Annotated in this window: 15 protein-coding genes; 2 read left to right on the top strand and 13 right to left on the bottom strand. The window is 67.9% G+C overall.

The genetic code is table 11. The features are described 5' to 3' along the window. Positions 1-22: 22 nt before the first annotated feature. The 10 genes from rplI to PE066_RS19920 form a co-directional block, all read right to left on the bottom strand. Positions 23-475 (bottom strand): 50S ribosomal protein L9, encoded by a 453-nt coding sequence (gene rplI, locus PE066_RS19965; RefSeq protein ID WP_271234264.1) that lies wholly within the window; start codon positions 473-475, stop codon positions 23-25. Positions 476-488: 13 nt separating this feature from the next. Further along, a complete protein-coding gene (gene rpsR / locus PE066_RS19960; RefSeq protein WP_271234263.1) occupies positions 489-770 on the bottom strand; it encodes a 30S ribosomal protein S18 in 282 nt (93 codons plus the stop codon). Positions 771-786: 16 nt separating this feature from the next. Beyond that, the gene (gene priB, locus PE066_RS19955) at positions 787-1,074 is read right to left on the bottom strand and encodes a primosomal replication protein N (protein ID WP_271234262.1); all 288 of its coding nucleotides are present in this window, start codon (positions 1,072-1,074) and stop codon (positions 787-789) included. Between the two features lie 28 nt (positions 1,075-1,102). Beyond that, entirely contained in the window at positions 1,103-1,468 is a 366-nt protein-coding gene (gene rpsF, locus PE066_RS19950; RefSeq protein ID WP_271234261.1) for a 30S ribosomal protein S6, read from the bottom strand. Positions 1,469-1,564: 96 nt separating this feature from the next. Beyond that, positions 1,565-2,203: a 3'-5' exonuclease gene (locus PE066_RS19945; protein ID WP_271234260.1), complete on the bottom strand. Its 639-nt coding sequence runs from the start codon at positions 2,201-2,203 to the stop codon at positions 1,565-1,567. Position 2,204: 1 nt separating this feature from the next. Continuing rightward, entirely contained in the window at positions 2,205-4,103 is a 1,899-nt protein-coding gene (locus PE066_RS19940) for a DUF294 nucleotidyltransferase-like domain-containing protein (protein WP_271234259.1), read from the bottom strand. Positions 4,104-4,186: 83 nt separating this feature from the next. Next, on the bottom strand, positions 4,187-6,292 hold the full coding sequence (locus PE066_RS19935) for a sodium:solute symporter family protein (protein ID WP_271234258.1): 2,106 nt from the start codon (positions 6,290-6,292) through the stop codon (positions 4,187-4,189). 3 nt (positions 6,293-6,295) lie between these two features. Beyond that, positions 6,296-6,553, bottom strand: coding sequence for a DUF4212 domain-containing protein (locus tag PE066_RS19930; RefSeq protein WP_271234257.1), 258 nt, complete (start codon positions 6,551-6,553; stop codon positions 6,296-6,298). A 106-nt stretch (positions 6,554-6,659) separates the two neighbouring features. Continuing rightward, positions 6,660-7,247 (bottom strand): tetratricopeptide repeat protein, encoded by a 588-nt coding sequence (locus PE066_RS19925; RefSeq protein ID WP_271234256.1) that lies wholly within the window; start codon positions 7,245-7,247, stop codon positions 6,660-6,662. Next, positions 7,235-7,534 (bottom strand): hypothetical protein, encoded by a 300-nt coding sequence (locus PE066_RS19920; protein ID WP_271234255.1) that lies wholly within the window; start codon positions 7,532-7,534, stop codon positions 7,235-7,237. Before PE066_RS19920 ends, PE066_RS19925 begins: the two co-directional genes overlap by 13 nt. A gap of 189 nt (positions 7,535-7,723) precedes the next feature. Here PE066_RS19920 and PE066_RS19915 point away from each other — a divergent pair, with 189 nt between their 5' ends. Further along, on the top strand, positions 7,724-8,221 hold the full coding sequence (locus PE066_RS19915) for a hypothetical protein (RefSeq protein ID WP_271234254.1): 498 nt from the start codon (positions 7,724-7,726) through the stop codon (positions 8,219-8,221). Positions 8,222-8,234: 13 nt separating this feature from the next. Here the strand turns inward: PE066_RS19915 and PE066_RS19910 are convergent, their stop codons facing one another. Together PE066_RS19910 and ppsA are read right to left on the bottom strand one after the other, a co-directional pair. Then, entirely contained in the window at positions 8,235-10,292 is a 2,058-nt protein-coding gene (locus PE066_RS19910) for a VC_2705 family sodium/solute symporter (protein WP_271234253.1), read from the bottom strand. Positions 10,293-10,361: 69 nt separating this feature from the next. Continuing rightward, a complete protein-coding gene (gene ppsA, locus PE066_RS19905; RefSeq protein ID WP_271234252.1) occupies positions 10,362-12,755 on the bottom strand; it encodes a phosphoenolpyruvate synthase in 2,394 nt (797 codons plus the stop codon). Between the two features lie 181 nt (positions 12,756-12,936). Between ppsA and ppsR the strand changes: the two genes are divergently transcribed. Beyond that, a complete protein-coding gene (gene ppsR / locus PE066_RS19900) occupies positions 12,937-13,767 on the top strand; it encodes a posphoenolpyruvate synthetase regulatory kinase/phosphorylase PpsR (protein WP_271234251.1) in 831 nt (276 codons plus the stop codon). A 6-nt stretch (positions 13,768-13,773) separates the two neighbouring features. Here the strand turns inward: ppsR and PE066_RS19895 are convergent, their stop codons facing one another. Further along, positions 13,774-14,187: a hypothetical protein gene (locus tag PE066_RS19895; RefSeq protein WP_271234250.1), complete on the bottom strand. Its 414-nt coding sequence runs from the start codon at positions 14,185-14,187 to the stop codon at positions 13,774-13,776. Positions 14,188-14,326: the final 139 nt, after the last annotated feature.

The following is a 14,326-nucleotide window of genomic DNA, read 5'->3' as shown; positions in this document are numbered from 1 at the left end:
GTTCCTGTTGGAGCGAAACGGATTACGCGGTCTCGCCGTACACCGTCGCGATGATTTCCACCACCACGTCGGTGTGCAGAGCCACCTGGACGGTGGACTCGCCGACCATCTTGATCGGGCCCGAGGGCATCCGCACCTGCGACTTGTGCACCTTGTAGCCCTGCTTTTCGAGCTCCTCGGCGATGTCATGGTTGGTGACCGAGCCGAACAGGCGGCCATCGACGCCGGCCTTCTGCGTCAGCTTCAGCGAGGTGCCGGCGAGCTTCTCGCCCTGCGCCTGCGCCTCGGCCAGCTTGGCGGCGGCGGCCTTCTCCAGTTCGGCCCGCTTGGCCTCGAACTCGGCCTTGTTCGCCTCGGTGGCGCGGCGCGCGCGGCCCGTCGGGATCAGGAAGTTGCGGGCATAGCCGTCCTTGACCTTGACGATCTCGCCCAGGCTGCCCAGGTTGACGACCTTGTCCAGAAGAATGACTTGCATGTTGGTCGCTCCCTCAGATGCGGTGCTGGTCGCTGTACGGCACCAGGGCCAGGAAGCGCGCGCGCTTGATGGCGGTGTTGAGCTGGCGCTGGTAGATCGCGCGCGTGCCGGTCAGGCGCGCCGGGGTGATCTTGCCGTTCTCGCCGATGAAGTCGCGCAGGGTATCGACGTCCTTGTAGTCGATTTCCTCGACGCCGGCGACGGTGAAGCGGCAGAAGCGCTTGCGCTTGAACAGCAGCGACTGGGTGTTGCGCTTGGGACGCTTGTCCTTGTTGAATTTCTTGAACGTGGCCATGGTGTGCCTCTTTCTCTCAAACGGATTCGAACGACTGGATGTGGAGCACGGGGTGCTTGCCGTTGCGCGGAGTGGCCAGGAAACCGGTGAAGCCCCAGGGGCTGCCGACCGGCTGGCGGGCGATCGCTTCCGCCACGCTGCCAAGGGCCACCGCCCGGACCGCCGCCTTGACCTGCCGCGGCTGCCCCGCTTCCACCACCTGCGACTCGTGTTCGAGCCTCAGGTCCAGGGCGGGCAGGCCCGCCGGGGTGTGGCGCAAGGCGCCGATTTCGGCGATGCAGGCGCTCAGGGCGACGTGGTTCACCGGCGGGCGGTCCGCGACGGCGCGCGCCTTACGACTGGAACTCCGCCTGCTGGGCCTTGCGCGCTTCCTCGCGCTCGACCGTCTTCATCATCGCCGAGGGGCCGGTGTCGGCCTTCTTCTTCAGCACCGTCAGGTGGCGCAGCACGGCGTCGTTGAAGCGGAAGGCGTGCTCGAGCTCGCCCATCACGTTCTGGTCGGCCTCGATGTTGATGCACAGGTAGTGCGCCTTGCCGAGCTTGTTGATCTGGTAGGCCAGCTGGCGACGGCCCCAGTCCTCGACGCGGTGGATCTTGCCGTTGCCGGCGGTGATCATTCCCTTGTAGCGCTCCAGCATGGCCGGAACCTGCTCGCTCTGGTCCGGGTGGATCAAGAGCACGATCTCGTAGTGACGCATGGACTCTCCTTGTGGTTGAGCCACCCGCCGCGTCGTGGCAGTGTGGCAAGGCAAAGCCGGGCATTATAGCAAGGGGCGGTCTCGGCCCTCCGCTCCTCAGCCGCGGGCGATCCAGCGGCGGCGCTGCGCCAGGCGCTGCACGTCGCGCCAGCAGCGGCACTCGGCCGCCACCCGGGGCCAGACGCGCAGCAGCAACTCGCATTCGGCCAGCGCGTCCGCGGCGGCCTGGTGGCGTGCGGCGCAGCGGATACCGAAGTGCGCCATCCATTCATCCAGGGAGCGGGCCGGCACCTCGGGGTGAGTGACGCCGCACAGGTGCTCGATGTCCACCCAGGGCTGCGAAAGGGCCCGCCCCAGCGACGCCTGGGCATGGCGCTGCACCAGCGTGCGGTCGAACGCGACATGGAAGGCCAGCAGCGGCGAGTGGCCTGCGTGGGAGGCAAATGCCTGCAACCCCTGCGCCATGGGCAGCCCGCCCGATTGCCGTGCCACGCCGATCCCGTGCAGCAAGATGTTGTCGCGGCTGGAGGGCTGTTCCTGGCGCAGCACGGCCTCGAAGCTGTCGCCCAGGTCGACGACCAGCGCGCGTGCACCCCAGTCGACGCGCACCGCCACCGAGGCGATCGCCAGCAGGCGGTCGTGGGCCGCATCGAGCCCGCTGGCTTCCACGTCCAGCACCACCCAGCGGCGCTCGTCCACGGCCGGCGCGCCGCGCCATGCGGAAATCCAGCCCACCTCAGCGCTCGTAGTCCAGCCGCATGCGCTGTTGCAGCCGGCGCGCCATGCGCAGGCTTTCCTTGAGGATGCGGCGATCGATGTCATGGAGGTCCTGCACCCGCACCCGGTTGGGCTCGGCTGCCGGCCCGGCCTCGCCCAGTTGCACGCGCAGGCGCAGCGTCTGCAGGAACTCGAAACCTGCGATCCAGGCACCGGTTTCCGCCGCGGGCAGGCCGATGCGCTCGCCCACCGCCTGCAGGCGCTCGCGGGTGCCGGTGAGGTCGAGCCCGTGCGCAAGGCTGTACAGGCGGGCGGCGTCGACGAACAGCGCGGCGCCCTGCAGCTTCAGGTCGATGCTGCCGACTTCGTTCGTCTCGATGCCGCCCAGCCAGTTGAGCGGCGGCTCGCGAGAGAGAGCGTTGAGCGCCAGTTGCTTGAGGAAGCGCGGATTGGCCTGGGCCCGGCCCAGCACCTCGGTGCGCAGCCGCTGCGCCAGCGACAGGTTGCCGGCCAGGCCGCGCAGGTCGAAGAAGATGCTGGCGTCCAGCAGGTCCTGCGGCGACCCGTGCTCGATCCAGTGCGAGAACCGCTCGCGCCATTCAGCCAGCGTCAGGCTGCAGGCCGGACTGCCCGCCATGATCCCGCCGCGGCACAGCGGATAGCCGCAGGTGTCCAGCGTCGCGTTCACGTCCAGTGCGAAGCGAACCAGCTGTCGGCGCAGATCGGGGCCGGCGCCATCCGGCAGGATCAGCGCGTTGTCCTGGTCGGTCGCGACGGTCTGCTCGCTGCGGCCTTCCGAGCCCAGCGCCAGCCAGCACGCCTGGTCGAGCGAAACGCCGTGCGCCGCCGCCTTGATCTCCAGGATGCGGCGGGTCAGCAGGTCGTTCAAGTGGCTGATCAGCCCGGTGAGCTGGCGCGCCTGCACGCCCTGCCCCAGCAGGCTGCGGGCCAGGCGGCGCACATCGGCGGCGGCGTCCTGCAGCGCGGGTACATCGGCGGCCAGCCGGATCGAGGTGCCGACATGCTTGAGCGACAGGCGCTGCAGCGCGAAGAGGTCGCGCTCGGACACGACGCCGACCACCTGCCCGGCGCGTGTCACCGGCACGTGCCGAATGCCATGCCGAGACATCAGCAGTGCCGCGTCCTCGGCGTTGTGCTCCACCGTCAGCGTGTGCACGGGCGAGGTCATCACCGCCGACACCGGCTGGTCCAGGGGCACCTCGGCCAGTGCCACCTTGGCCAGCACGTCGTGCCGCGTCAGGATGCCTTCCGCGGCGCCATCGGGCCCGGTCACGACGATCGAGCCGATGCGGCGCCGGTCCATTTCGGAAAGCGCCTCGCGCAGCGTGGCACCGGACGCGCAGCTCACCAGTGGCTGGCGGGCCAGTTCGCCCAGCACCGTCTCCAGCGATTGCCCGGACAGCACCTCCGACGCGTGCAGGTCGCGCATCGCCCGCCGCGACACCTCGAGGTAGCGGCCGATGCGGCTGTTGAGGAAATCGGCGAAGGGTGCGCTGCGCTCGGCCAGTTCCTGCATCGAGGCGACCGGCAGCGCCAGCACGAAGGTGTCGGCGGCCGATTCGTAGGTCGCCGTCACCGGTCGCTGCGCCACGGCCGCGGCCAGCGGGAACAGGTCACCTGGTTCGTAGTGGATGGCCCCGCCGGAGAGCTCGGCCACGCCCTTGCGACCGGTCACCGAACCCTGGCGGATGAAGAAGACCGACTGCACGGGGCCGAGCGCGGGCGCCTGCACCGCCTCCCCCGGCGCGTAATAGCGCTGCTCGCTGCGGGCGACGAAGAAGTCGATGTCGGCCGGCGCCATCTGCGCGAACGGTGGATGGCCGGCCAGCTCCTTGCGCAGCACCGACAGCAAGCCGGCGGACGGCGTCAGCGTCGCAGTCGGATGAAGGTCGGTCATGCGAGGATTATGGGCGGCGCCTTCGCGGGCACAAGAAAAAAGCCCCGCGGTCTGGCCGCGGGGCTCGGCTGGCATGCGCCGCGTCAGGCCGCGCGGGGCGAGGCCAGGTTCGGGTAGCGCACGTGTTCGACCAGCTCCTGGGTCTTCTGACCGGGGGCCGGCGTCAGCAGGCTGACAATGATGATCACGGCAAAGCCCAGCGGCACGCCGAAGATGCCCGCCGAGATCGGCTGGATGCCCCACCACAGTTCGATCGGCGAGGTGACGCCGAACACGCCGCGCAGCCAGGGCTGCGTCGTGGCCATGTAGTAGAACGTGATGCCCAGGCCGGCGGCCATGCCCAGCGTGGCGCCGATGCCGTTGGCACGCTTCCAGAAGATGCCGAGCACCAGCGCCGGGAAGAACGCCGCCGCCGCGAACGAGAACGCGGCCGAGACCAGGAACAGGATGTCCGCCGGCTTCTGCGCCGCCACCGCGGCTGCCGCGAGGGCCACCACCAGCAGCAGGATCTTGGACATCATGACCCGGCGTGCCGTCGGCGCGTTAGGGTCGATCATCTTGTAATACAGGTCATGGCTGAGCGCGTTGGCGATCGTCAGCAGCAGGCCGTCGGCAGTGGATAGCGCCGCCGCCAAGCCGCCGGCCGCAACCAGGCCGGAGATCACGTAGGGCAGCCCGCCGATGGCCGGCGTGGCCAGCACCACGATGTCGCCACCGATCTTCAGCTCGCCCAGCTGCAGGATGCCGTCCTTGTTGACGTCCATCACCGAGAGCAGACTCGGATCGACCTTGTGCCAGGAAGAAATCCAGTATGGCAGGTCGTTGAATGACGCACCCACCACCGCGCTGAACATTTCGTACTTCACCAGCACCGCCAGCGCGGGCGCCGTGAAGTACAGCAGGAAGATGAAGAACAGCGACCAGGTGACCGACTGCCGCGCCTCCTTCACGCTGGGCGTGGTGTAGTAGCGCATCAGGATGTGCGGCAGCGCGGCGGTTCCCACCATCAGGCAGAAGATCAGTGCGAGGAAGTTGCGCCGCGACGTGTCGTAGGTCTCCTTGGCCTTGGCATCGCCGTTCGGATCGCCGGAGAAGATCTGGCCATGCCGTGGCATGCCGGCCAGCGGCTTGTCGCGCGCCTCGGCAGCGGTCTTGGCGGCGGTCCAGGCTTTGACGGCTGCAGCCTCGTCCTTGGGCACGGCGGCAAGCTCCTTCTCTGCGGCGGTCAGCTGGCTGGTCAGCGCATTGGAGGCCTTGAGGTCGGCCACCTTCTTCTCCGCCGCGGCACGGTCCGCGGCAAGTGCCGTCTTCGGATCCTTGATCTTCCCGTCCAGCGCCTTCGCCTCATCGGCGAAGACCTTGCGGACTTCCAGCTCCTTCGGGTCCTTGATCAGCTTTTCCTCCAGCGCCGTGACCTTCTCCATCTGATAGCCGTAGACCAGTTGCGGCACCGGCACGCTGGTCTGCTTCACGGACAGCCAGACCACCGGAATCATGTAGGCGATGATGAGGATGATGTACTGGGCCACCTGGGTCCATGTGACCGCACGCATGCCGCCGAGGAACGAGCACACCAGGATGCCGCCCAGGCCGAGGAAGATACCCAGCTCGAAAGCCACGCCGGTCAGGCGGGAAGTGATGATGCCCACGCCGTAGATCTGCGCCACCACGTAGGTGAACGAGCACAGGATGGCGGCGCAGATGCCCAGGAAGCGCGGCAGGTTGCCGCCATAGCGCTCGCCAAGGAAGTCGGGGATCGTGAACTGCCCGAACTTGCGCAGGTAGGGCGCCAGGAACAGCGCCACCAGGCAGTAGCCGCCGGTCCACCCCATGATGAACGCCAGGCCGCTGTAGCCGGTCAGGTACAGCGTGCCGGCCATGCCGATGAACGAGGCGGCCGACATCCAGTCGGCGCCCGTGGCCATGCCGTTGTAGACCGCCGGCACGCGCCGGCCGGCCACGTAGTACTCGGCGGCGTCGGTGGTGCGGCTCATGATGCCGATTCCGGCGTACAGCCCGATGGTGGCCAGCAGGAAGATGAAGCCGATCCAGTCGCGGTTGAGACCAAGCTGCTCGAGGATGGCCAGGACGATCACGAAGGCGATGAAGCCGCCCGTGTAGAACCCATAGACCTTGTTGAGCTGCTTGCGGAAGGCGGCGTTGGCGCCCGCTGTGGTGGTCGTTGCCATGGCTTATTCCTCCTCCGCCACGCCGTATTCCTGGTCCAGCTTGTTCATGTAGTGCGCATAGAAGCCGATGATGGCCACGTACACGACGAGCGCGCCCTGGGCGCCCATCCAGAAGCTGAACGGCCAGCCGAAGAACTGGAAGTTGAGGTCGCGGGCGAAATACCCGACGACGAAAGTGACCACGAACCAGATCACCAGCAGGATACCTGTGACTCTCAGGTTCTTTCGCCAGTACTCCTTGTGTCGCTCTGTGAGCTGCATGCTTTTGTCTCCTTGCGGACCCTCCGGTCCTGGCATTGTCAACGCCTGCGGCCCGGTCGCCGGCTCGCGCCGACGGCCTTGCAACCGGGCCGGTTCAAGTACCCTCTCAGCTGGCGGACGAGACGAGCAGGCCCGTCTCGCGTACCAGCTGAGCGGCCACTTTGGGCTCGAAGCGTTGCAGGTGACGGATGATCCGCCGGGCCTCCTCCGCTTCGTGCCGATCCGCATGGACCCGTGCGAGCTGATACCAGCCGTAGGGGCTCATGGGTTGCAATTGGGTGTTGCGCTTGAGCGCATCGACGGCTTCGTCGAGGCGGCCCAGTCGAATCAGGCAAAGTCCCAGGCCGTACCAGGCGCGGTCGAGCGCGGGGCGCAATTCGACAGCGCGGCGGAAGGCCGTCTCCGCCTCCCCGTAACGGCCGGCAGCCTCCAGCAGGAAGCCCTGATTGAACCAGTGGGCACCGTCGCCGGGATGCAGCTTCAGCAAGCGGGCCATGGTGGCGAGCGCGGCGTCAGTTGCGCCGCCCTGCCCCTGCAGGTGGGCGATGCTGGCCAGGGGGTAGGCGTCACCCGGAAACTCGGCCAGCATGTCCTGGAACACCTGCAGCGCCGCGTCGCGGCGACCGAGCGCCAGCAGCGCGATGGCACGCCACTTGAACCCGCGCCAGCGAAGCCGCCGCATCAGGTCTTGCATAGGTGGACTCCGATGCGCACGCAGATGTCGATCTTGGTGATCGTCGCGACCAGCCAGACGAACGACAGCAGCAGGAAGGCCACGATCGGGAGATGGCGGTCGAGCACGACTCGGGGCGATACCAGGCGGGCGCCGCGCAGCAGCGGCCGGGTCAACACCTGGAACAGCTGATAGAACAGGTTCTGCTGGCGCTTCGCACCAGCCAGGATTGCGAGCACTCCTTGCCCGACGAGACACAGTAAGGCGATCTCGGCCAGCAGCTTGAGGGTTTCGACCAGCAGCAGCAAACGCGTCCTCCTTCAAGGGCAACGCCATGCTTTTCAGGTGCGCTTACGGTGTCCTTACAGGAGTCTGCCGGCGCACTAGGGATTTCCCGAAAATCCCCATCCGCTCGTCGTGGACTGCTGCGGAGCTCGGGCCACGGCTGGCTCTGCAGGGCTATCCTGCAGCGACCGACATGTCACTGGAGTAGGCCCATGGTCCAGAAGATTGCGGTGTACCGGAAATCCGCGCGGGGCTCCGATGCGCTCGCCACGCGAGACCCGGCGTTGAGCATGCGGCTGCGCTCGCTGCTGATCATGGTCGACGGCAAGCGAAGCGCCGATGAACTGGCCAGGCTATCGGCCGCGCCGGCGGAGATGCAGCAACTGTTCGAGCAGTTGCTCCAGCTCGGGATGATCGAACCGCTGCAGGCAGCGCAGGCGCCAACAGGCGGCAATGGTCAGGCGCCCTCGACCGCCGCGTCTGCAGAGCGCATCCTCACGCTGCCGGAGGCCCAGCGGGCCGCAGTGCGCGGCCTCACCGATCTGCTGGGGCCTACCGCCGACGAACTGTGCCTTCGCATCGAACGCGCGCGCACGGCGCAGGACCTGCTGGCGGTGCTCAAGCGGGCCGAGCTGGCGATCCGCACGGCACGGGGCGCGCAGGCGGCAGCCGCCTTCATGGCCGACATGCAGGCACACCGACCGGCCTGAGCCTGAGCGGGCCTCAGCCGGGCAGGGCGCGGCGCCGCGCCGTCAGGCTGGCCACGACGATCACGGCGGTTCCGAGACCGACGCCGAACACTCCGGCGCAGACAGGCAGGATTCCGAACCACTGCGGCCCCGGCCCCGCCAGGCCGAGCGCGTCGCGCACCGACGCGGCATTGGCGATCATGTAGTACACGGTCACGCCAAAGCCCGCGCTCATTCCGGCGACCGCCGCTATGCCCGTCGTGGCGGGCCAGAAGATCCCCAGCACCAATGCCGGCACGAAGACCGACGCGGCCAGCGAGAACGACGCGGCAACCAGCGGCAGGATGTCGGACGGCTTGAGGGAAGCCACCAACGAGGCCAGCAGGGCGACAGCGAGCAGCGTGAACTTGGACAGGATGACGCGCTGCTCCGGCGTCATCTGCGGCGCGATGTCATGGCTGTAGAGGTCGCGCACCATGGCGTTGCTGATGGTCAGCAGCAGTCCGTCGGCCGTGGAGAGCGCCGCCGCCAGTCCGCCGGCAGCGACCAAGCCCGAGACGATGTAGGGCAGCCCGCCGATCTCGGGCGTGGCCAGCATGATGATGTCGGCGCCGAGCCGGATCTCGCCGAACTGGACGAGCCCGTCGCCGTTGACGTCGGCCACCGAAATCAGCGACGGATCGACCCGTGCCCACTGCACGATCCATCCTGGCAGCGCGTCGAAGCGGCTGCCCACAAGGTGCTGCATCACCTCGAACTTCACCAGCACTGCCAGCGCCGGCACGCTCAGGTACAGCAAGGCGATGAAGAACAGCGCCCAGGCCACCGAGGTGCGTGCCTGGGCCACGCCCGGCGTGGTGTAGAAGCGGGTGAGCAGGTGCGGCAGCCCCGCCGTGCCGGCCATCAGACAGAACACCAGCGCGAGGAAATTGAGGCGCGACGCCTCGAATGCGGCCTGCTGCTGCGGCGTCCCGTCCGGATCACCCGCAAAGGGGCGGGCGTGCGGTTGCAGTCCCGTCAGCGGCCGTGAGCGGTCCAGGGCCTCCTGCAGGGCCCGCGTCCACAGCTCGCGAGCCGCCGCAGGATCCCGGGGCAGCGCCGCCAGTTCCCGGTAGGCTGCGACGATGCGGTCGGAATCGGCGTCCTGAACCTTTAGTCGCCGGATGCGCTGCTGCGCCGCCTCGCGCTCGCGCTGCAACGAGACCTCGACATCGGCCAGCCATTCGCGGTACTGCTGCGCGCGGCGCCGGTACTCGGCCTGTACCTCCTTCTCCGCCGGCGAAGCCACCAGTTGCTGCTCGATGTCGCCGATGCGTTGCAACTGGCCGCCGTAGACCAGCGGCGCGACCGGGTTCCCAACCTGCTTCCAGGCCAGCCAGGACACCGGGATCAAGAATGCCAGCAGCAGCACGACGTACTGCGCCACCTGGGTCCAGGTGACGGCGCGCATGCCGCCCAGGAAGGAGCACAGCAGCACTCCGCCCAGCCCGAGCAGGATACCGATCTCGAACTGCACGCCGGTCAACCGCGATGCGATCAGCCCGATTCCGTAGATCTGAGCCACCACGTAGGTGAACGAGCAGGCGATGGCTCCCAGCGCCGCCAGCCGGCGCGGCCACTCGCCGCCATAGCGCTGGTGGAAGAAGTCGGGCAGTGTGTACAGCCCCATCCCGCGCAGGTAGGGTGCCACCAGCAAGGCCACCAGGCAAAAGCCGCCCGTCCAGCCGAGCACATAGGCTAGGCCGCCAGGCTGGCCGGACGTGCCGCTGAACCCCTGAAGGTACAAGCCACCGGCCAGGCTGATGAACGAGGCCGCGCTCATCCAATCGGCCGCCGCCGCCATGCCGTTGTACATCGGCGGGATGCGGCGGCCGGCGACGTAGTACTCGTGCGCCTCGCTGGTGCGGCCCCAGACGCCGATGCCGGCGTACAGCATCACAGTCGCGAACAGCAGGAAGGGCCCGAGCCATTGCCGCGACAGGCCCTGCTGCTCGGCCCAGGCCAGCAGCAGCAGTACGGTACACAGCCCGAGCACGTAGCCGGCCAAGATGCGCGCCAGGCGGCGCTCATAGGCCCTGTCCCTCTCAGCCATGCGGTGCGGCCCTCCTCGCGGGGCCACATCATCGCATTGCCGGGCTACCTGGTCTCGCCGACGTGGACCTCAGCGCGCGGCCAGTTGCTGCCAGGTGGCGATTACGCTGTCCGGATTGAGCGAGATCGAGGCGATGCCCTCGTCGGCCAGCCAGCGGGCGAAGTCCGGGTGGTCGCTCGGCCCCTGGCCGCAGATGCCGACGTACTTGCCCTGCTCGCGGCAGGCGGCAATGGCGCGCGAGAGCAGCGCCTTGACGGCGGGATCGCGCTCATCGAACTCGGCGGCCAGCAGCTCCAGGCCCGAATCGCGGTCCAGGCCCAGGGTGAGCTGGGTCAGGTCGTTGGAGCCGATCGAGAAGCCGTCGAAGAACTCGAGGAACTGCTCGGCCAGCAGGGCATTGCTCGGGATCTCGCACATCATGATCACCTGCAGGCCGTTCTCGCCCCGGCTCAACCCCTGGCGCGCCAGCAGCTCGGTGACGCCGCGCGCCTCGCCCAGGGTGCGCACGAAGGGCACCATCACCTGCACGTTGGTCAGGCCCATCTCCTCGCGCACCCGGCGCAGCGCCTCGCACTCCATGCGGAAGGCTTCCTGGAAGTCGCCGCTGAGGTAGCGTGCCGCCCCGCGGAAGCCCAGCATGGGGTTCTCCTCCTCCGGCTCGTAGCGGCTGCCGCCGATCAGCTTGCGGTATTCGTTGCTCTTGAAGTCCGACAGCCGCACGATCACCGGCTTGGGCCAGAACGCCGCGGCGATGGTGGCCACGCCTTCGGCCACCTTGTCCACGTAGAACGCCCGGGGCGACGCGTGGCCGCGCGCCACCGACTCCACCGCCTTCTTCAGGTCGGCATCGACGTTGGGGTAGTCGAGGATGGCCTTGGGGTGCACGCCGATGTTGTTGTTGATGATGAACTCCAGCCGCGCCAGCCCCACGCCCTCGTTGGGCAGCTGGGCGAAGTCGAACGCCAGCTGCGGGTTGCCCACGTTCATCATGATCTTGGTGGCGATCGGCGGCATGGCGCCGCGCTGCACTTCGGTGATCTCGGTCTCGAGCAGGCCGTCGTAGATGTGGCCGGTGTCGCCTTCGGCGCAGCTCACGGTGACCAGCGTGCCGTCCCTCAGAATCTCGGTGGCGTCGCCGCAGCCCACCACGGCCGGGATGCCCAGTTCGCGCGCGATGATGGCCGCGTGGCAGGTGCGCCCGCCCCGGTTGGTGACGATGGCGCTGGCGCGCTTCATCACCGGCTCCCAGTTGGGATCGGTCATGTCGGTCACCAGCACGTCGCCGGCCTGCACCCGATCCATCTCGGCCGGCCCGTGCACCAGCCGCACCGGGCCGGTGCCCACCTTCTGGCCGATGGCGCGCCCCTCGGCCAGCACGCTGCCCTTGCCCTTGAGCTTGTAGCGGATCTCGGTCTTGCCCTGCTGCTGGCTCTTCACCGTCTCGGGCCGCGCCTGCAGGATGTAGAGCTGGCCGTCCTCGCCGTCCTTGCCCCACTCGATGTCCATCGGCCGGCCGTAGTGCTGCTCGATCACCAGCGCATAGCGCGCCAGTTGCTCGACTTCGGCGTCGGTCAGCGAATAGCGGTTGCGCTGCTCCAGCGGCACGTCCACCGTCTTGACCAGCTTGCCCTCGCGCGCCTTTTCGTCGGCCGTGGTGAACACCATCTGGATCAGCTTGGAGCCGAGGTTGCGGCGGATCACCGCCCGCTTGCCTTCGCGCAGCATCGGCTTGTGGACGTAGAACTCGTCGGGGTTGACGGCGCCCTGCACCACCGTCTCACCCAGCCCGTAGCTGGAGGTGATGAAGACCACGTCGGCAAAGCCCGATTCGGTGTCGATGGTGAACATCACCCCGGCCGCGCCGAGGTCGCTGCGCACCATGCGCTGCACACCGGCCGACAGCGCCACGTCGGCGTGGGCAAAGCCCTTGTGCACGCGGTAGCTGATCGCGCGGTCGTTGTAGAGCGAGGCGAACACCTCCTTGATCTTGTCCAGCACGTGCTCGATGCCGTGCACGTTCAGGAAGCTCTCCTGCTGCCCCGCGAAGGAGGCGTCCGGCAGGTCCTCGGCCGTGGCCGAGGAGCGCACCGCGAAGCTGGCATCGGCGCTGCCCTCGGACAACCGCGCGAACTGCTGGCGGATCTGTTGCTCCAGCTCGGCCGGGAACGGCTGCTGCAGGACCCAGCCGCGGATCTCGGCGCCGGCGGCGGCCAGCGCCCGCACGTCCTCGGTGTCCAGGTCGTCCAGCCGCGCGTTGATGCGCTCGCCGAGCGCGCCGTAAGCGAGGAACTCGCGGAAGGCGTGGGCGGTGGTGGCAAACCCGGTGGGCACGCGCACCCCCTGGGGCAGCTGGGAGATCATCTCGCCGAGGCTGGCGTTCTTGCCGCCGACCACCTCGACGTCGCTCATCCTCAGGTTTTCGAAAGGCACGACCAGGGCGGCCGGGCTGAAGCGTGCAGACATGGAAAAACTCCGGAAGTTGAAAACGGGTCTGCGCTGCAGCGATGCGCGCGGCCGTGTCGGGCGTGTCGGCTTTGTCGGTCTTGTAGGAGGCCTGAACGCGTCATGACATGCGGCGGATAATTGCCGGCCATTGTAGGCACCCGCCCTTGCCCCGGGGCGGCCACACGGCCCGAAAGTACCGATGTCCACCCAGCACACGCGCACCGTCTTCTTCATCTCGGACGGCACCGGCATCACCGCCGAGACCTTCGGCAACGCCATCCTGGCGCAGTTCGAATTCAAGCCCCGGCACGTGCGCCTGCCCTTCATCGACACGGTGGACAAGGCGCACCAGGTGGTGCGGCAGATCAACCACGTCGCCGAGCTGGAAGGGCGCCGCCCGCTGGTGTTCACCACCCTGGTCAACGTGGAGATCCTGCAGGTCATCGAGGAGGGCTGCCGCGGCATGCTGCTGGACATGTTCGGCACCTTCGTGCGGCCGCTGGAGATCGAGCTGGGCATGAAGTCCAACCACCGGGTCGGGCGCTTTTCCGACGTCAGCAAGAGCCAGGCCTACCACGACCGCATCGAGGCGATCAACTACAGCCTGGCGCACGACGACGGCCAGATGCAGCGGGACCTGGAACAGGCCGACGTGGTGCTGGTGGGCGTCAGCCGCAGCGGCAAGACGCCGACCTCGCTGTACCTCGCCATGCAGCACGGCCTGAAGGCCGCCAACTACCCGCTGATCCCGGACGACTTCGAGCGCCAGCAGCTTCCGCCCGCGCTGGCGGCGAACCGGCGCAAGCTGTTCGGCCTGACGATCCAGCCGGAGCGGCTGTCCGAGATCCGCAACGAGCGGCGTCCGAATTCGCGCTATGCGTCACTGGAGAACTGCCGGATGGAGGTGGCCGAGGCCGAGGCGATGATGCGGCGCGCCGGCATTCGCTGGCTGTCCACCACCACCAAGTCGATCGAGGAGATCGCAACCACCATCCTGCAGGAGATCCGGCCCGAGCGCCTGGAATACTGAGCCGGCTCAGCCGACCGTGCTGATTACCCAGCGGTGGTGGCAGCGGTGGCAGCAGACCTGCGCCTCGGCCTCGCTTCCGCCCACCACCTTGAAACGGCCGTATTCGCCGCAACCTTCGCATTGGGCCTGGTTGGCCACGTCCTCCGCGCGGCTCAGTAGAAAGAAGTAGCGGCGCAATGCCCAGGCCCCGATAGCCGCCGACAGCAGCACGTAGACGGTGTTGACGAGCCGTTCGCCGAGGGCGGCTTCGCGGGCCGCCTCCAGCGCACCGAACACGGCAACCAGACTCAGAAAAGCCAGCACCATGTGTGCATGGCTGGAGAGCAATTCCCGTTCGTACCACTTGCGGAAACCGGCCCGGCCGACGGCCTCGGCCAGGCTGCGCGAGCGAAAGCGGGGATCGCGCAGGAGGTTCTTCATCGCGCAGTTTGGCGGTTACAGCCGCCGTCCAATCAAGTGTGGCCCCGACTGACGCCGTCGTCAGCGGCTTGGCGCGGCAACCCAATAGACCTTTCCAATGGCATGAATTGAATCAATAAATTGGCTTTATTGGAACAAC

It is taken from the genome of Ramlibacter tataouinensis (assembly GCF_027941915.1).
Lineage (GTDB): Bacteria > Pseudomonadota > Gammaproteobacteria > Burkholderiales > Burkholderiaceae_C > Ramlibacter > Ramlibacter tataouinensis_C.
The sequence above is the reverse complement of the archived record's forward strand: the minus strand, read 5'-3'. Positions and strand labels throughout refer to the sequence as shown.